20 protein-coding genes and 6 tRNA genes are annotated in these 17,937 nt (G+C 43.9%); 24 read left to right on the forward strand and 2 right to left on the reverse strand.

Annotated features, from left to right (window positions below; genetic code table 11):
* The first annotated feature begins 39 nt into the window (after positions 1-39).
* On the forward strand, positions 40-1,485 hold the full coding sequence (locus tag B9Y67_RS01790; protein WP_085505076.1) for a DEAD/DEAH box helicase: 1,446 nt from the start codon (positions 40-42) through the stop codon (positions 1,483-1,485).
* A 179-nt stretch (positions 1,486-1,664) separates the two neighbouring features.
* Complete coding sequence (locus B9Y67_RS01795) at positions 1,665-2,609, forward strand: nucleoside hydrolase (RefSeq protein WP_085505077.1); 945 nt, start codon at positions 1,665-1,667, stop codon at positions 2,607-2,609.
* An 85-nt stretch (positions 2,610-2,694) separates the two neighbouring features.
* Here the strand turns inward: B9Y67_RS01795 and B9Y67_RS01800 are convergent, their stop codons facing one another.
* Entirely contained in the window at positions 2,695-3,444 is a 750-nt protein-coding gene (locus B9Y67_RS01800; RefSeq protein ID WP_085505078.1) for a rhomboid family intramembrane serine protease, read from the reverse strand.
* Between the two features lie 418 nt (positions 3,445-3,862).
* Between B9Y67_RS01800 and acpS the strand changes: the two genes are divergently transcribed.
* From acpS to B9Y67_RS01875, 15 genes are all read left to right on the forward strand, one after another.
* A complete protein-coding gene (gene acpS / locus B9Y67_RS01805; RefSeq protein WP_085505079.1) occupies positions 3,863-4,219 on the forward strand; it encodes a holo-ACP synthase in 357 nt (118 codons plus the stop codon).
* A gap of 63 nt (positions 4,220-4,282) precedes the next feature.
* The gene (locus B9Y67_RS01810; protein ID WP_085505080.1) at positions 4,283-5,800 is read left to right on the forward strand and encodes an NAD(P)H-hydrate dehydratase; all 1,518 of its coding nucleotides are present in this window, start codon (positions 4,283-4,285) and stop codon (positions 5,798-5,800) included.
* Positions 5,801-5,852: 52 nt separating this feature from the next.
* Entirely contained in the window at positions 5,853-6,869 is a 1,017-nt protein-coding gene (locus B9Y67_RS01815) for a LolA family protein (protein ID WP_085505081.1), read from the forward strand.
* Between the two features lie 126 nt (positions 6,870-6,995).
* Positions 6,996-8,156 carry an alanine racemase gene (alr, locus tag B9Y67_RS01820; RefSeq protein WP_085505082.1) on the forward strand — a complete coding sequence of 387 codons (1,161 nt, stop codon included), beginning with the start codon at positions 6,996-6,998 and terminating at the stop codon, positions 8,154-8,156.
* A gap of 196 nt (positions 8,157-8,352) precedes the next feature.
* A complete protein-coding gene (locus B9Y67_RS01825) occupies positions 8,353-8,634 on the forward strand; it encodes an antitoxin (RefSeq protein ID WP_085505083.1) in 282 nt (93 codons plus the stop codon).
* A 4-nt stretch (positions 8,635-8,638) separates the two neighbouring features.
* Positions 8,639-8,989: a type II toxin-antitoxin system PemK/MazF family toxin gene (locus B9Y67_RS01830; protein WP_085505084.1), complete on the forward strand. Its 351-nt coding sequence runs from the start codon at positions 8,639-8,641 to the stop codon at positions 8,987-8,989.
* Between the two features lie 249 nt (positions 8,990-9,238).
* Entirely contained in the window at positions 9,239-10,108 is an 870-nt protein-coding gene (locus B9Y67_RS01835; protein WP_062439082.1) for an RsbT co-antagonist protein RsbRA, read from the forward strand.
* 5 nt (positions 10,109-10,113) lie between these two features.
* The gene (locus tag B9Y67_RS01840) at positions 10,114-10,470 is read left to right on the forward strand and encodes an STAS domain-containing protein (protein ID WP_085505085.1); all 357 of its coding nucleotides are present in this window, start codon (positions 10,114-10,116) and stop codon (positions 10,468-10,470) included.
* Between the two features lie 4 nt (positions 10,471-10,474).
* Complete coding sequence (locus tag B9Y67_RS01845; RefSeq protein ID WP_062439086.1) at positions 10,475-10,876, forward strand: anti-sigma regulatory factor; 402 nt, start codon at positions 10,475-10,477, stop codon at positions 10,874-10,876.
* Between the two features lie 15 nt (positions 10,877-10,891).
* Positions 10,892-11,902 (forward strand): PP2C family protein-serine/threonine phosphatase, encoded by a 1,011-nt coding sequence (locus B9Y67_RS01850; protein WP_085505086.1) that lies wholly within the window; start codon positions 10,892-10,894, stop codon positions 11,900-11,902.
* Between the two features lie 66 nt (positions 11,903-11,968).
* The gene (locus B9Y67_RS01855; RefSeq protein ID WP_085505087.1) at positions 11,969-12,298 is read left to right on the forward strand and encodes an STAS domain-containing protein; all 330 of its coding nucleotides are present in this window, start codon (positions 11,969-11,971) and stop codon (positions 12,296-12,298) included.
* 1 nt (position 12,299) lies between these two features.
* Entirely contained in the window at positions 12,300-12,776 is a 477-nt protein-coding gene (rsbW, locus tag B9Y67_RS01860; RefSeq protein ID WP_062439095.1) for an anti-sigma B factor RsbW, read from the forward strand.
* The gene (sigB, locus tag B9Y67_RS01865) at positions 12,748-13,539 is read left to right on the forward strand and encodes an RNA polymerase sigma factor SigB (protein WP_062439098.1); all 792 of its coding nucleotides are present in this window, start codon (positions 12,748-12,750) and stop codon (positions 13,537-13,539) included. The genes rsbW and sigB overlap by 29 nt, the downstream gene beginning before the upstream one ends.
* A 2-nt stretch (positions 13,540-13,541) precedes the next feature.
* Positions 13,542-14,132: a SpoIIE family protein phosphatase gene (locus B9Y67_RS01870; protein WP_085505114.1), complete on the forward strand. Its 591-nt coding sequence runs from the start codon at positions 13,542-13,544 to the stop codon at positions 14,130-14,132.
* A 112-nt stretch (positions 14,133-14,244) separates the two neighbouring features.
* Positions 14,245-16,413 (forward strand): Tex family protein, encoded by a 2,169-nt coding sequence (locus tag B9Y67_RS01875; RefSeq protein WP_085505088.1) that lies wholly within the window; start codon positions 14,245-14,247, stop codon positions 16,411-16,413.
* A gap of 42 nt (positions 16,414-16,455) precedes the next feature.
* On the opposite strand, the gene cmpA is transcribed toward B9Y67_RS01875, so the two are convergent.
* A complete protein-coding gene (gene cmpA / locus B9Y67_RS01880) occupies positions 16,456-16,566 on the reverse strand; it encodes a cortex morphogenetic protein CmpA (RefSeq protein ID WP_085505089.1) in 111 nt (36 codons plus the stop codon).
* A gap of 76 nt (positions 16,567-16,642) precedes the next feature.
* On the opposite strand from cmpA, the gene B9Y67_RS01885 reads away from it, so the two are divergent.
* The 7 genes from B9Y67_RS01885 (at position 16,643) to B9Y67_RS01915 (ending at position 17,886) form a co-directional block, all read left to right on the forward strand.
* Positions 16,643-17,098 carry a SprT family protein gene (locus tag B9Y67_RS01885; protein ID WP_085505090.1) on the forward strand — a complete coding sequence of 152 codons (456 nt, stop codon included), beginning with the start codon at positions 16,643-16,645 and terminating at the stop codon, positions 17,096-17,098.
* A 173-nt stretch (positions 17,099-17,271) separates the two neighbouring features.
* Positions 17,272-17,346 (forward strand) — tRNA-Asn (locus tag B9Y67_RS01890).
* 2 nt (positions 17,347-17,348) lie between these two features.
* Positions 17,349-17,439: transfer RNA gene (locus B9Y67_RS01895), tRNA-Ser, on the forward strand.
* Positions 17,440-17,456: 17 nt separating this feature from the next.
* Positions 17,457-17,528 (forward strand) — tRNA-Glu (locus B9Y67_RS01900).
* Positions 17,529-17,550: 22 nt separating this feature from the next.
* Positions 17,551-17,627, forward strand: a tRNA-Asp gene (locus tag B9Y67_RS01905).
* 9 nt (positions 17,628-17,636) lie between these two features.
* Positions 17,637-17,711, forward strand: a tRNA-Gln gene (locus B9Y67_RS01910).
* Between the two features lie 99 nt (positions 17,712-17,810).
* Positions 17,811-17,886: transfer RNA gene (locus B9Y67_RS01915), tRNA-Lys, on the forward strand.
* The last annotated feature ends 51 nt before the right edge of the window (positions 17,887-17,937 follow it).

Below are 17,937 nucleotides of genomic sequence, written 5' to 3' on the forward strand. Positions count from 1 at the left end.
TGTATAAAAGATTTTACATCAAAGGAGTATGAAAAGAACGTGACTACATTTTATTCATTAGGTTTAACTAAACCGGTGTTGAAGTCGTTAGATCAAATGGGATTTGAAGAGACAACACCGATACAAGCACAAACAATCCCATTGGCGCTTCAAGGGCGTGACGTTATTGGCCAGGCGCAGACAGGTACAGGGAAGACAGCAGCTTTCGGTATCCCGATGATCGAAAAAATCGATCAGGATCGCAACGATATCCAGGGCCTTGTTGTTGCACCTACTCGTGAACTTGCTATCCAGGTAGCTGAAGAAATCAATCGTCTTGGTAAATTTAAAGGTGTCCGTGCCCTGCCTATTTATGGCGGACAGCATATGGATCGTCAAATCCGTGCGTTGAAAGATCAAAATCAGATCGTGGTAGCGACTCCAGGACGCCTGTTGGATCACATCCGTCGCAGAACCATCAAATTGGCTAATGTACACACTGCTGTACTTGACGAAGCCGATGAAATGCTCAATATGGGATTCATTGATGATATCAAAGATATCCTGAAAGCTATCCCGGAACAAAGGCAGACACTGCTGTTCTCAGCTACTATGCCAAAGGCGATTCGTGACATCGCTTCTACCTTGATGAAGAAGCCGGAAGAGGTTAAGGTGAAAGCGAAAGAAATGACTGTGGAAAACATTGAGCAGTACTTTGTTGAGTTGCAAGAGCGTCAAAAATTTGACGCGCTTACCCGTTTGTTAGACATCCAGGCGCCCGCACTCGCTATTGTGTTCGGTCGTACAAAACGCCGTGTTGATGAGTTGACTGATGGGTTGCAAACCCGTGGTTTCCGTGCGGAAGGAATCCATGGTGATTTGACTCAAGGAAAGCGTATGTCTGTATTGAATAAGTTCAAGCAGGGAAGAGTCGAAATTTTAGTTGCAACAGATGTAGCAGCTCGTGGACTGGATATTTCTGAAGTATCCCACGTATATAACTTCGATATCCCACAGGATCCGGAAAGTTATGTCCACCGGATTGGACGTACAGGACGTGCTGGTCGTCAAGGTAAAGCAGTTTCTTTTGTCACACCTCGTGAAAAAGCGCAATTGCATTTAATCGAGAAGCTGACAAAGAAAAAAGTAGAACGACTGGATGTACCATCAAACGATGAAGCCCAGCGCGGCCAACAGCAAGTAGCTGTGGATAAGCTGCTTAAAACAATGGAAAGCAGCGACCTTAAGGGTTACCATCAGGCAGCAAATGAGTTGTTGCAGCAGCATGATTCTATGGAGCTTGTAGCAGCAGCGCTGAAATTGATGACGAAAGAGCGTCGGGAAACTCCGGTCCGCCTTTCTGGCGTACAGCCGATCAGTGTGAAAAAGGCTCAATATGATAAAGGCAAGAAAAAGCCTTATAAGCGCAATGATAAAAAACGCGATTTCAACCGGAAGAATTCTCGTAACCGTAAATTCAACCAAAAGCGTGGCGGCCGCAGCTAACGTCACAAATATTGCAATAATTAAACCACCAGTCCCCGTACTGGTGGTTTTTTTGTACGTTAAAAAGTTTCACAGATGTCTTTATTACTATATTTACCATTAATATACATAAATACGGTGACCCCTACATGAAATGGTATAAGGGCTTCCTTAATTAACCAAATAAGGGGTGGGCTGGGATGGCGGTGAAAGTGTTATTTTTTGGTGACATTGGAATTGATGATGCGATAGCACTTATATATTCCCATTTAAACGAAGAGGTAGAACTGGCAGGGGTAGTTGGAGACTATGGCAATGTACCGAGAGAAGCGGCGATATCCAGCGTTCATTACTTATTGGACTTGTTGGGTCTGACGGGAAAGTTGAAAGTGATCGGTGGAGCAGAAACACCCATGACCGGTGAGGAGCCTGCATTTTACCCGGATATCCATGGAGAATATGGGCTGGGACCGATAATTCCTGGTGTTTACGAAGGTGTAATAGAAAATTTCTTTGAGATCGTCCGCTTAATCGAGAAGTATCAGGATGAACTTGTTATCGTTAATGTGGGAAGGCTGACATCTTTAGCTACCATGTTCATCTTATACCGGTCTTTGATGAGCAAAGTCAAACACTACTATATCATGGGCGGTGCTTTCTGGGTTCCTGGAAATGTCACCGCTGTTTCTGAGGCTAATATTCATGCGGATCCGATTGCGGCTGATATCGTGTTTACATATGCCGATGGTGTAACTGTATTCCCTTTGAATGTTACCGATCATGCCATTGTCACACCGAAAATGGCAGATGAGATCGCTAATAAAGGAGAAATGAAGATAGTTAAAACCTTAATTGATTATTATTACGAGTTCTACAAAAAAAGAAATCCAAATCTCATCGGGAGCCCGATTCATGATTTATTACCAGTCATGGCAGCGGTTGATGATTCTATGTTCAGCTATCAAATGCTGCCGGTGCATGTGGTAACCAGTCGGGAAGATCCGCATCGCGGGCACACCATAGCAGATATCCGCTCATACTCTACCCCTAAGGCAAAGCGGCATCGCGTGGCATTGCAGTTTGATTATTTCTCTTTTTATAGAAGATTTATGAGCACGATGACAGGGGGAGCGTTCAATGGGTAGACCAGGATAAGTCGTTCAACAACAAACCGAGCATGTAAGCGGAAAGCTTTCATGCTCGGTTTGTCTTGTTATTATTTCCTTATTTTTATGTCATTCTTCCGAACAGGCCTAGAATCACCAGGAGGATGATGATTCCCCACAATACTTTTTTCCATGGGAAGCCTCGTTTCTTCCAACGGTTAGGGTTAAAGGAAATCTCCCCGTCATCCCGGGGACTTCGAGTTCTCCATATAGAAAATGGCCTGGCGTTTTTCAAAACGAGCGGGGCAATGAAAAAACCTCCGGCAAGACCGCCTATGTGTCCGAGGATATTGATATTCGGTCGTACAAATGTCATGACAACACCAATGACCAAAATCACCATTACAATTTGAGAGTTAGCCTGGTCTATCAAATGTTTATGATTGGCTACCATGTACAGGTAGACGCCAAAAATGCCGAAAATCGCTCCGGATGCGCCGAGGTGGGGAATATAGGAATCCGGGTTGAACAGGTATGTAGCTATGTTCCCGATGATGCCGGCAAATAAATACATGACCACGAATTTCACTTTACCAAGCATTTGTTCAAGCGCTGGTCCGAATAGTACAAGAGAAAAAGAATTAAAGAGGGCATGACCCAGCCCTGCATGTAAAAAAATAGGAGTGACTAATCTCCAATATTCTCCGGCAGTAATAGCGGTATTGAGTCCAATCCCCGCCCGGAGCCAGTCATGGGCGAAGCCAAATTGGAACAAGTCGATCAACATCCAGAGAACAAGGTGGATAGCTACCAGGGTGGAAACGATCGGGTAAAAACGCAGGAATTCTTTAAAGCTTTCGGTACGAACAAACATATTTTATCCCCTTTTGTTTTTGGAAATTTTACAACGAAAGCTCCCTTTACTTGAAGATCGGTTTCGTTACTTTTGCTTGGAGAAAATGGGGACTTGGAAATAACTCGCTTTCCGCGGGGAAGACGGCAAGCCTCCTCGAGCTTAAGCTCTGCGGGGTCTTGCCAGTCTATCCTTTCCCGCAGGAGTCTCGCCATTTCCAAGTCCCCATTGTTATGAATAGAGTAACGAAACCATCCTCGTGATTATAATATGAGCATTCTGTAAAAGCCGCTGTTATGGTTATTTATCCCACACTGTGCAAAATTAAGGCAAGTTTATTCATGTCTTTCTAGTCTATGCATGCCGAGGAACAGTTATATTTTTTCACTTTTGCTATTTCGGTTATACTGAAATTAATAAACCTTAAAGGAAGATTACAATGATCAAGGGCATTGGGATAGATCTTATAGAATTGGGTCGGATTAATCAAATTATAAAGCGTAATGACCGCTTTGTACAAAGGATTTTAACCGAAAAGGAACGGGGGCAGCTCGCTGCCTATAAAAATGAATCCAGGCAAATAGAATTTGTCGCTGGCCGCTTCGCTGCCAAGGAAGCCTTGGGGAAGGCGATGGGCACTGGCATCGGAAAAGTAAGTTTTCAAGATATAGAAATTTCCCGCAGTGAGCACGGGGCGCCTGAAATGAAGTTGCGCGGCTATGAACACATGAAAATATGGGTTTCTATTTCTCATAGTGAACAGCATGCCATCGCTCAGGTTATCATTGAAGAGTAGAAGCGTCTTGCATAATTGAAATGGTTGTCTCATATAGTTTAATGCGGGTAGGAGGGAACGATAGTGTATATTGTCACCGCACATGAAATGTACGATTGGGATCGCAAATCAATAGAAGAAGCCGGAATGGACGGAAAAATTTTAATGGAAAATGCCGGACGGGCAGTCGCTGAACAAGTAGAAAAGCGTGTTCGAAACGATCAGCACATCGTTGTACTGATTGGAGCGGGCAATAATGGTGGAGATGGTTTTGTCATCGCGCGGACTTTATTGAACAGGGGGTACTCCGTGAAGGCATGGCAGCTAGTACCTGATGAAAAGATCAAAGGAGATGCACTTGTTCATAAGCAGTTGTATCTCGGAGCGGGCTTTGAGCTGGAACACCTCACAAAGGTGAATGTCTTGTTCCGTGAACTCGACCAGGCAGATGTCATCATTGATGCCATGCTCGGAATCGGTGTCAACGGCAAACTCAAGCCACCGTTTGATCAAGTTACAGCCTATGCTAACCAGTCACAAGCGTTAAAAATTGCCGTCGATATCCCGACAGGCGTTCCTGCAGATGAGGGCATTACTGATTTTGACGGTTTGCAGGCTGACTATACGTGTATCATAGCCGCGCCGAAGTTGAGTGCCTTCCTTCCTCACACTGCACCTTATTATGGGGAGTGGGAGGTGGTGGAAATCGGCTTACCTGCTAAGATGTTGAAAAAGTCGTCGGTCTCACTATGGAACAGTGAGCATGCACGGTCCACCTTGCCGGAGCGTCACCCATTTTCCCATAAAGGGACGCATGGGAAGGCTTTAGTGATCGGTGGTTCCTACCTGATGCCAGGTTCGATAGCTCTTTCTGCGCGGGCCGCGCTTCGGTCTGGAGCTGGACTGGCTGCAGTTGCAACCCCGGAAAGTGCCTGGCCTTCTGTGTCCATGCATATTCCTGAGGCGACAGCTGTATCAACGTCGGAGGAAAATGGCGTGCTTGCTGAGAAAGTAGAGGTTGACTTCACTGGTTATGATGCTGTTGCGATCGGTATGGGGATGGGCAGATCGGATGCCTCGCGAACCATCGTTCAGCAAGTGGTAGAAGAAGCGGACGTTCCTGTATTGATTGATGCGGATGGCCTCTACCTTCTGAAGCAGCTGCTTGAGGTCTTAAAAAACAGGACCGGCCCTGCCGTGTTGACTCCTCATCCTGGTGAGATGGCACACCTGTTAGGAATAACAATTCCGGAACTGTTGGCAAGGCCATTTGAGTGGTCGCAGCGGTTCGCCTACAATCACGGGGTCTACATTGTCTTAAAGGGACCGTCTACAATTATTACAGCGCCCGACGGAACCCAAGTAGTAGATACCTCTGGAAATGCAGGTTTAGCCAAGGGAGGCAGCGGTGATGTGTTATCGGGTATCCTGCTTGCCTTTATGATGCAATCACAGTCCATTACCGAAGCTTTATGCAATGGCTGCTTTCTTCATGGGAAAGCTGCTGAACTTCTCACAACGGAGGGCCATTCCAAAGCAGACTTGTTAGCGACTGACCTAATTGAGGGTCTATCCCGAGCTTTTCGTACATTTTCTAGTTAATCAGGTGAGTGCGTTCCCTTTGTCCTCGAAATGAGACAAAGGAGTTGAATTCATGAAGAAACGAATAGCATTGCTCTTATTCGCCTCACTGTTCTTCGTCCTGCTCACAGCATGTGGAGAAAAATCAAAAGAAGATGTCGTCAAGAACCTGGAAGAACAGGTCGAAAAGATGAGCGGGTATAAAACAAATGCAACAATGACGATGAATACTGGGAAAGAGGAACAGAAATACCATATAGAAGTATGGCATAAGAAAAAGGACTTCTACCGTGTGAAGCTCCAGCACGATCAGGATGAAGAGGGCAGTCAAGTGATATTGAAAAATAAAGATGGCGTGTACGTATTGACCCCGGCATTGAACAAGAGCTTTAAATTCCAAAGTGATTGGCCGCAAAACAGCAGCCAGCCCTATTTATATGAATCTTTAGTGCAGGACATTCTGAAAGATCCGGAATCCACATTCACAGCTATGGAAGACTATTATATGTTCAAGACCAAGACAAACTATCAAAATAGCAAATCGCTCCCTTATCAGGAAGTCTACTTCGATAAGAAGACATACCAGCCGGTATTGGTAAAGGTCTATGATCAGGATATGCAGGCGCTGGTGGAAGTCCAGTTCTCCAACTTCACGAAGGATCCGTCGTTCAAGGATGAAGACTTTGAAGTCCAAAAGAATATGGCGGCTGTACAGAGTGAAGTTCCTGTCATGAACATGGAAGGGGAAAAAACATTCTCGGTTCTTTACCCGTCTGAGCAGCTCGGTGCCGAAATGACAGAAAAGCAAGAGATTGATTTAGAAAACGGTAAGCGGATTATTATGAAGTTTGAAGGAGAAAAGAACTTTACGCTAATCGAGGAGCAAGCAGAAGTCCAAACTGTAAGCACTTCCGATGTCGTTCCTGTACAAGGGGAGCCGGTCAACTTGGGCTTCACCGTCGGTGCGCAAAGTGAAACGATACTGGAATGGAACCACAAAGGGGTGAACTTCCGCCTCGCCAGTGAATCATTAACAAAAGAAGAAATGATCGCTGTTGCAAGCTCTGTCTATGAGCAGTCAGAAAAATAATTCCAATCAGGCAGGCTCAGAGGGTCTGCTTTTATTTTTTGCGCTATCCTTGAACCGGGGGTTTGACAGGGAAGTCTCCTCATTCAATAATAGACGGAAAGGAATGGTGAGAGGAGAAGACAGCTTTTGGCAATAGAAACTTTTTATCGTGATTCCTGGGTAGAAATCAACCTGGATGCGATAGCGCATAATATCAAACAAATTAGAAATCATATTCCTGATAACAAGAAGATATATGCTGTGGTTAAAGCGAATGCTTATGGCCATGGGGATGTTCAAGTGGCAAAGAAGGCGTTGGAAGCGGGAGCCAATGCCCTGGCAGTTTCCTTGTTGGATGAAGCTCTCAGGCTTCGGGATCAGGGCATAACTGCTCCTATTCTTGTGATGGGTTGGATACGCAGTCAAGACGCTCCTATTGCCGCCGCTAATGATATATCGGTCACGTTTTTCCAGAAAGAGTGGCTGCAGGAGGTAAAACACCAGGATCTGCCGCGCCCATTGAAGCTCCACTTGAAATGGGATTCTGGTATGGGTCGGGTCGGTATCCGACATCACGAAGAATTAACAGAATTGCTAACAGAACTGGACGATGAAAGGTTTTCACTGGAAGGGGTGTTCACTCATTTTGCTACCGCGGACGAAGCGGATTTTGCTTATTTTGAACAACAACGCAGCTCATATAATGATATGAGAACCCTTTTAAAAGAAAAATGGCAGCAGCCAGTTGTATTCCACTCCAGTAATAGCGCGACAAGTTTACGGTTTCCTGAGCAGGAAGAAGATATGCTCCGGTTTGGAATCAGTCTATATGGGTTGTACCCCTCTCCTGTCGTAAAAGAAGAGCGCCCGATTGAGTTGGAGCCAGCCTTTTCCCTCCACAGCAGGCTCGTCCATGTAAAAGAAGTGAAAAAAGGGGACTGTATCAGCTATGGAGCTACGTATTGTGCGGAAGAAGATGAATGGATAGGTACAGTCCCGCTTGGATATGCCGATGGCTGGATCAGACAGCTGCAAGGAATGGATGTACTGATTGATGGAAAACGTATGCCCATTGTAGGAAGAATCTGTATGGATCAGTTCATGGTGAAGCTCGACCGCCCTTATGAAGTAGGAGAAAAGGTTACTTTGATAGGAAGACAAAAGAATGAAGAAATTTCCATGGATGAAATAGCAGCCTATTTGCATACCATCAATTATGAGATCCCATGCATCATCAGTGCACGCGTTCCTAGAATATATTACGAAAATGGGCAATTGATCGAAGTGAAAAATTCGGTCACGAGTTAATAAAGGGGGATGGTGACAATATATTCCTGTACCCTGGGTAATAATAAAGAAAACACAATTTCAGGAAAAAATGCCGACAGCCCTTTGCAATACGCCCGAGAGAGTGGTAATATGAGAATGGAATTATAGACTGGTTTTTATACTTTAGAAGAAGCAAAGTATAAGTTTTTCTAACAAAAGTGGATGGTGGAGGTGGATGGTCTTGTCCGACAATCTACGGGAAATCACAATCAAACTTCCTCAAAGCATGTTGAAAGAAGTGGACGGGGTAGTGCAACATGAGAATGGAGATTGGAGCGATTTCATGTATCAGGCGACCAAAATGTATTTGCGGGAGAAGAAAAAGCGGCACATTAGAGAGTCCATGAGAAACGGTTACATGGAGATGGCTAAAATCAATCTTAATATAGCTTCTGAAGCTTTTCAGGCGGAAGAGGAGGCGGAGAACACCCTAGAACGCCTAGTGAGCGGGGTGTGAAGATTTGATAGTCAAACGCGGCGATGTTTATTTCGCTGATCTATCCCCTGTGGTGGGGTCAGAACAAGGCGGTGTCCGCCCTGTATTAGTTCTCCAAAACGATATCGGAAATCGTTTCAGCCCCACAGTCATCGTGGCTGCCATCACAGCGCAAATACAAAAAGCCAAACTCCCGACACACGTTGAAATCAATGCTGAGAAATATGGTTTTGAACGTGATTCCGTTATATTATTAGAACAAATCCGTACCATTGATAAACAAAGGCTGACAGATAAAATAACGCAGCTGGATGAAAAGATGATGAAACGTGTCGACGAGGCGTTACAGATCAGCCTCGGCTTAATAGCGTTTTAACCTGAACCGCTCCTGTACCGGGCGGTTTTTTATATACATAAAATCACTACCCATTTTTCTCAACAGAAAAACCCCAGTTTTTGGGTTATTGTAGCGGACGTGGAAATAATATAATGTAGAATACAAGCGAAATATGTCGGAAGGTATGTCAAAAAAGGACAAAAAGAAGTTATTATTTGATTAAGGTGACGTTTCATGGGAAAATGTTTAATAAACTAAAATAATGGTCAATTTTTGCGGGGGTTAAACATGGATGCCAATTTAAAGAGCCTTGTGCTTGAAAACAGTAACGATATTGTTAAGATGTGGCTGGAGGAAGTGCAAAGCAGCAAGAATCAGGAGTACACTTCCACCATATCAGATGAACTATTTGAAAGTACAAATAGAGAATTTGTCAATGTAATATTTGCAAGTATAGAAAAGCAAGGACTTAGTTCAGAGTTGGATGATTTTTCAGAGCGGCTCATCAACCTGGGCTGGCCATTGAGTTATTTGACGGATGGGATGCAGGTATTTCGTCGAGTAACCATCGATTTCATCTTAAGTCAATCAGATAAAGTCGATTCCGAATACTTATCCAGAGTCATGCAGAAAGTAGATGCATGGGTCGGACCAATCATCAATCGTCTGGTGAATGAGTACTCCGGGAGCTGGGAGCATATCGTGTCATTACAGCGAGTGGCCCTACAGGAGTTATCTGCACCATTGATTCCGGTCATGGAAAATATTACGGTCATGCCGTTAATAGGAACTATTGATACAGAACGTGCGAAATTGATTATGGAAAACTTACTTGATGGAGTCATCAAACACCACGCGGATGTGGTTTTAATTGATATTACAGGAGTGCCAGTCGTCGACACGATGGTTGCCCACCATATCATCCAGGCCGCCGAAGCGGTAAGGCTGATTGGGTCCACGTGTATCCTGGTAGGGATCCGGCCTGAAATCGCCCAGACAATCGTAAACCTGGGTATTGATTTGACCAAATTCCCGACAAAGAGCTCTCTGCGCAAAGGCTTCCAGTCAGCACTTGAGCTTACCAACCGCAAGATTGTAACAACAGAAGAAAAAGATGAAAGTATTGAAAAACTAATTGATTCATTGGATGGGGAGTGAAGGCTGTGAGAATTCCAATTTTAAAGTTGCATAATTACCTGTTGATTTCGATTCAGATCGACTTAGATGATCAGACAGCCATTCAATTTCAGGAAGATCTGCTGAACAAGATACACGCAAGCGGGGCTACAGGGGTAGTCATCGATTTGACTTCAGTGGACATCATCGACTCCTTCATCGCTAAGGTGTTGGGAGACGTTGTGACCATGTCTGATTTAATGGGTGCTAAAGTTGTCTTGACTGGTATTCAGCCAGCTGTTGCGATGACGTTGATCGACCTTGGAATACATTTGCAAGATGTACCGACGGCATTAGACTTAGAACAAGGGCTGATCAAACTTCGTCAGGAATTGGAGGAATAAGCGAATGGACTTCCAATCCTGTGTGAATATTAAAAAGGAATGGGATATTGTCGGGGCTCGTCAATTGGGACGGGACATCGCAAAAAAAATCGGCTTCGGTACGGTCGACCAAGCGCGTATCGCGACTGCCATTTCAGAATTAGCAAGAAACATTTATTTATATGCAGGGAGTGGAAAGGTTTGTTTTGAGGCCATTGATGATATGAACCACAAAGGTTTAAGTATCATCGCCATAGATGAGGGGCCTGGTATCGAGGAATTGAGTCAGGTAATGGAAGATGGTTTCTCTACCTCTGGGGGACTCGGAGCAGGACTTCCTGGTGTTAAACGATTGATGGACGAATTCGATATTGTGTCCGAGCAAGGGAAAGGTACAGAAATTAAAGTTGTCAAATGGCTCCGTTAAAGGAGGTTGTAAACGATGAGCACCTTGAAGCTTGACCTTGAAAACTATAAAGAACTATTGAAAGAATACATCAGAACTAAAGACGAACAAGCTTTATATCAAGCAGAGCAATTCAGTAAACATTCAATGCAGCACAATATTTCACCAGAAGAAATCATTAATATTCATGTACAGTCATTAGAAGAAATTTATCCTGAGATGCCTGCTGATATCCAGGCTTCGATGAACTTTCTATTAGAAACAATGATTTCTTATGGGCTAGCTTATCAAGAACATCAAGCTTTAAGAGAGAAGCAGCTTGAGCTTAAGTCTGAGCTTTCAGTGGCTGCCAACATGCAGAAGACTCTTCTTTCTACAAAAAAACCCGATTTTGATGGCATCGAAATTGGAGCAATCAGTGTTCCTGCCAAGCAAATGAATGGAGATTACCATCATTTTGTACAAGACCAGGAGGGTTCGCTTGGAATTGGGATCGCTGACGTGATTGGTAAAGGGGTTCCAGCAGCTTTATGTATGTCTATGATCAAATATTCCATGGACAGTTTTCCGCATAAACGCATGGAACCTAGTGTTATTTTGGAAAGCTTAAATCGTGTGGTGGAACGAAATGTCGATTCCAGCATGTTTATCACGATGTTTTATGGCCTGTATAACCCGCAGAGCCATAAGTTCTATTACTCATCCGCCGGTCATGAACCAGGTTATTATTATCATCATGAACGCGGCGAGTTTTGTGAAATGGATGCTCCTGGCCTGGTGCTTGGGGTTACGAAAGATGCAGAATATCCTCAAAAAGAACAACAAGTTGATCCTGGCGATATGATTATCATGCTGACAGACGGCGTGACAGAATGTCGACAGGGCGACAGGTTCATTGAGCCCGAAGAAGTATTGGAAATCATAAAAAAATATATGGATCTGCCTGCACAGGAAATGGTGGAACAGGTCTACAAGCATTTTGAAAAGTTACAGGACTTCCAGTTAAGGGACGACTTTACTCTCGTTGTGCTAAGAAGGAATGTTTAAGCCTTCTTAATTGTGGGTACATGTCATCTGATGCACCATTTTAGCTAAAATAGGAGGATGAGTTAATTGAACTTAACTATAGATGTAACGAATAAAGAGCATAAATCAGTGGTTACGCTTTCAGGTGAAATCGACGCGTTTACAGCTCCAAAGCTGAAAGAAGAGCTGCTGCCTTTGACGAAAGATGAGGGCAAAACTGTGGAAGTTGACCTGAATAATGTTAACTATATGGACAGTACGGGTCTAGGTGTTTTTATCAGTGCTTTGAAGTCTACCAAAGAACATAATTCTGAATTGAAACTGGTTCATATGCAAGAACGTGTGCACCGTCTCTTCAAAATCACCGGGCTTACCGAGATCATGAATATCGACTCTACAGTACAAGGTGGAATTTAAAATGGAACCATTTGATTTTATTGAAATAAAGGTGCCTGCTAAGCCGGAATATGTAGGCGTGGTCAGGTTGAGCACTTCTGGTGTTGCAAACCGTATGGGCTTCTCTTATGAAGACATCGAAGACCTGAAGGTTGCTATTTCCGAAGCGATTACCAATGCTGTCAAACATGCCTATAAAGAGTCAGATGAAGGAGACATCACTATCGGTTTCGGAGTCTATCAAGACCGTTTAGAGATAATGGTGGCTGATCACGGCGGCAGTTTCGACCTTTCCAATGTAAAAGAAGATATTGGTCCTTACCAGCAGAACGATGCTATCGAAGACTTGCGTGAAGGAGGCTTCGGGCTGTTTTTGATTGACGCCTTGATGGATAAGGTGGAAATCAGCAGCAGATATGGAGTCATAGTACTTATGACGAAGTATCTTCATGAAAATGAGGTGGGTCAAGATGGCGACCAGATCTCAACAACACAATAAAGGTGAAGACGAAGTATACCAATGGATAGCTTATCTCCAGGAGAACCCTAGAGATGAAGAGGTCCAGGAAAAGATAGTATTAGCCTACAAAGACCTAGTCGAATCGATAGCACGAAAATATTCAAAAAACAGTTCGATACACGAAGATTTAGCCCAGGTAGGGATGTTAGGTCTGTTGGCCGCTATCCGTAGATATGATCCATCTTTCGGCAAATCATTCGAATCCTTTGCCATTCCTACGATCATTGGAGAAATCAAACGTTTCATCCGTGACAAAACATGGAGTGTGCATGTACCGAGACGTATTAAAGAATTAGGACCGAAAATTAAAAAAGCAGCAGAAGAACTGACTACGCAATTGCAGCGTTCTCCTTCCGTAATGGAAATTGCCGACTACCTTGAAGTATCTGAAGAAGATGTGCTGGAAACGATGGAAATGGGCAAAAGTTACAAAGCGCTGTCTGTCGATCGTAAAATTGAAGCTGATTCTGATGGAAGCACGGTGACGATCCTGGATTTAATCGGTAACCAGGAAGCCGGTTTCGAACATGTCGACCAGCAGATGCTTTTGGAAAAAGTGCTGCCTATTCTCTCTGAACGTGAACAGGAAATTCTCCAGTGCACTTATTTTGAGAATATGAGTCAAAAGGATACCGGTGAGCAGCTGGGCATCTCCCAGATGCATGTGTCCCGATTACAACGGCGCGCGTTAAGAAAACTCCGTGAAGCCCTGCAATCAGAATCATCAGAGGCCTTCTATTGAGTATGGAAGTAAGTCGCATGAAGATTGCAACTTATCAAAAGCCTAAAAAGGGAAACTATTATTGTGGGGATAGTTATTATTATAAAGAAACGGATAAATCTTTTGTTTGCGCGATAGCCGATGGGCTTGGCAGTGGTGAATTGGCCAAAGAATCTTCGCAGGCTGTCATGGATGTGATTGAAGATTATCCAGATTTGCCCATTGAAGGTTTAATCAAAAAATGCAACGAAGCACTTATGAGCAAACGAGGGGTAGTTTTAGGGATTTTGAAAATCGATTACCCGAGTGAAACCTACTCCTATTCCTCAATCGGTAACATTGGGATTATGACAGTGACTAGTGAAGGGCAAAAGAAACGTAATATACCACTTGCCGGATATCTCACTGGTTATCCGAAAAAGATGCGGGTTGTGCATGGTAAGCTGGAACGTGGATTAGTTTTCATCATGTTCTCGGATGGCGTGAATGAACGTCAGCTTTCCTCGAAGCTATTCCATGATTTCGATGTAAACCGTATTATCAAGCAATATGAAATTGAAAATGGCGATACTCGTGATGATGATACGACGTTAATCGCCATGAAATACGAATAGAGGACCTTATCTCATTGGAATTGGGATAAGGTTCTTTTTAGTTTATCGCGAGGTAAAGGAGAGGGAAATTTGTTAGAATGAAGAAGATATGTATGTTTGAGGAGGTTCCAACTTGAGTGAACAAGGTCTAAAAGCGTCACCGATCTCATGGGTGGCTAAAGAAGCGAATATTTCTGAAAAGGCAATACAACAAGTTATCGACATGCTTGCGGATGGTAACACCGTTCCTTTCATAGCTCGTTATCGAAAAGAAATGACGGGCGGACTTGATGAGGTGCAAATCAAAACCATCGAAGATAAATGGAACTATGTCCAGAATTTGAATCAACGGAAAGAAGAGGTCATCCGTTTAATCGATGAACAAGGAAAGCTTACAGACGAACTTCGGGAAAGTATTGAACAGGCACCACAGCTTCAAAAGGTGGAAGATCTTTATCGCCCGTATAAACAAAAAAGAAGGACACGTGCGACGATTGCGAAAGAAAAAGGCCTCGAACCATTAGCGGAAATGGTCTGGTCTCAACAGAAGTTCGACTTTGCAGAAGAAGCTGCTGTTTATGTTTCAGAAGAACAGGAGTTACATACGGTGGAGGATGTATTAGCCGGTGTCAATGATATTATTGCCGAATGGATATCAGATGAGCCCGAATACCGGGAAGCAATCAGACAGCGGACATTCAAATCCGGTACGATCCAGTCGACCGCTAAAGATTCGGAAGCGGACGAAAAAGGCGTATTTGAAATGTATTATGATTACCAGGAACCTGTACGAGCGGTTGTATCCCACCGGGTTTTAGCGTTGAATCGCGGAGAAAAAGAGGGGATCATCAAAGTTTCCATCCAGCCTCCTGAAGAAAGTATCATTTCTTATCTGGAACGGAAGGTGATACGCAATGAGGCGAATCAGAAGATGCGTGACTTTTTAGCAACTGCAATCCAGGACGGGTACAAGCGGCTGATTGAACCATCGATAGAAAGAGAAATACGTAACAGTCTTTCTGAAAAAGCCGAGGAGCAGGCGATCGAAGTTTTTTCTCAAAATTTGAGAAGCCTGTTACTGCAGCCCCCATTGAAAGGGAAAACAGTACTTGGTGTTGATCCAGCATACAGAACGGGCTGTAAACTGGGAGTTATCGATGAAACCGGAAAAATGCACAGTGTCTCCGTGATGTATCCGACTCCCCCAAGGAATGATATCAAAGGTGCAGAAAAGATATTACTTTCCTTCTTAGACAAATATCCAGTTGAATTGATTGCGATTGGAAACGGGACAGCTTCCCGGGAAACAGAGCAATTCATTGCTGATATGATTCAAAAACATAGTCTTGACATTGCTTACATGATAGTCAACGAAGCTGGGGCGAGTGTCTATTCCGCTTCAACATTGGCACGGGAAGAGTTTCCTGACCTGCAAGTGGAAGAGAGGAGTGCCATATCGATTGCCCGTCGTGTCCAGGATCCTTTAGCTGAACTGGTGAAGATAGACCCGCAATCAATCGGCGTCGGTCAGTATCAGCACGATGTAACCCAGAAGAAGCTGAAAGAATCACTGACCTTTGTAGTCGAAACTGCCGTTAACCAGGTAGGTGTTAATGTCAATACAGCCTCCAGTTCCTTGCTGCAATATGTATCCGGCTTAAGCAAGACGGTGGCTAATAATGTCGTGAAGCAGCGGGAAGAGCTAGGGAAATTCACGAATCGTAAAGAACTGAAAAAGATCCCGCGACTAGGAGCAAAAACGTACGAGCAAAGTATTGGGTTCTTGCGGATCATAGACGGGAAGGAGCCATTAGATCGTACCCCGATCCACCCCGAAAGCTATCAGGCAGCAAGAGATTTATTAAAAATGGTCGACAGTAGTGAAGAAGACCTTGGTACGCAGCAGCTTGCCGACAGCCTGAAAGGGATGGAGTCAGAAGAAACAGCAGAGAAGCTGGGAATCGGGTTACCTACTTTGCAGGATATTATTAAATCACTGGTACAGCCAGGCAGGGATCCTCGTGATGAATTGCCTAAGCCGTTGCTGAAAAAGAATGTACTTGCGATGGAAGATTTAGAAGAAGGAATGGAATTGGAAGGTACAGTCCGTAATGTCGTCGACTTCGGTGCGTTTGTTGATATCGGTGTCAAGCAGGATGGGCTTGTCCATATTTCCAAGTTAGCCGACAAGTTTGTTAAACATCCCATGGATGTCGTCGCTGTCGGCGATGTTGTTACCGTATGGGTGGAAAAAGTGGATATGGATAAGCAGCGGATTGCATTGACGATGGTAAATAAATAACACAAATAAAAGATACCAGGATAGCACTATTTCTGGTATCTTTTATTTGTATTCCTTTTTGTAAAAGAACCAGCATTGGTTCAACATTTTTATTTGATACTTATCTTTGTGGTAAAAAGCATTTGCCATCTGTTTTTTTAACCAGCCAGGCATTTGGTTTGTAACCTCCTTGATGAGAAAATGAAAGTGCTATGATAAGATATGCAAGTAACGTAGGTGGTGTGACTATATGAGGGAAATAGACCAGGCTCAATTGAAAAATCTTACCCATCAAATTTCAGAGAAATATTTCGATAAGCCGTTCCTTGATCACGTATGTTTCAATTCCCGACTTCGTACTACTGGGGGAAGATACATACCAGCCAAGCGTACCATTGAATTGAACCCTAAATTTTTAAAAGAGATAGGAAAAGAAGAATTCATCGGCATCATCAAGCATGAGCTTTGTCATTATCATTTGCATATTGAAGGGAAAGGATACAAGCACCGTGACCCGGAATTCCGAGAGTTGTTAAAACGGACAGGCTCACCAAGATTCTGTTCTGAACTGCCGTCCCAGAAGCAGAAAAAGAAGCATCATTATTGTTGCGAGAAATGTGGTCAGACCTATGCCAGAGCGAGGAGAGTCGACACAAGACGATACCGTTGTGGAAAATGTCGGGGAAAATTAAAAAAACATAGCTAGATATATTGACGAATCTTAGTACCCATGTTAAATTAAATAAGCCTTAAAAAAACAAGCAAAAAACACAGAAACATTTTTTGAAAAGTGTTTGACAAGCTTGGCTAAATATTATAATATATTTAACGTCGCTGTTGTTCGTTTCAGCAGCCAACCTTAAATACTAATGACATTATTCCACCGTAGCTCAGTGGTAGAGCAATCGGCTGTTAACCGATTGGTCGTAGGTTCGAATCCTACCGGTGGAGCCAGTGGAGAAGTACTCAAGTGGCTGAAGAGGCGCCCCTGCTAAGGGTGTAGGTCGCGTAAGCGGCGCGAGGGTTCAAATCCCTCCTTCTCCGCCATTTTATTTTGTCAAAATGGCCCGTTGGTCAAGTGGTTAAGACACCGCCCTTTCACGGCGGTAACACGGGTTCGAATCCCGTACGGGTCACTTTCCTTTTGAAAAATACATAGGTCCGGTAGTTCAGTTGGTTAGAATGCCTGCCTGTCACGCAGGAGGTCGCGGGTTCGAGTCCCGTCCGGACCGCCATTTTGTGTTTGGGCCATAGCCAAGCGGTAAGGCAGCGGATTTTGATTCCGTCATGCGCTGGTTCGAATCCAGCTGGCCCAGCCATTTTTTATTTCAAAATTTACCATTGACTTTGGGGTATACGGATCATATAATAGTCAATGTCGCTTTTTGAGCCATATGCTCAAAAAAGTAATACTATAAGAGCCATTAGCTCAGTTGGTAGAGCATCTGACTTTTAATCAGAGGGTCGAAGGTTCGAATCCTTCATGGCTCACCATTTATGCGGGTGTGGTGGAACTGGCAGACACGCTAGACTTAGGATCTAGTG

Source organism: Thalassobacillus devorans (assembly GCF_900176565.1).
Taxonomy (GTDB): Bacteria; Bacillota; Bacilli; order Bacillales; family Halobacillaceae; genus Thalassobacillus; species Thalassobacillus devorans_A.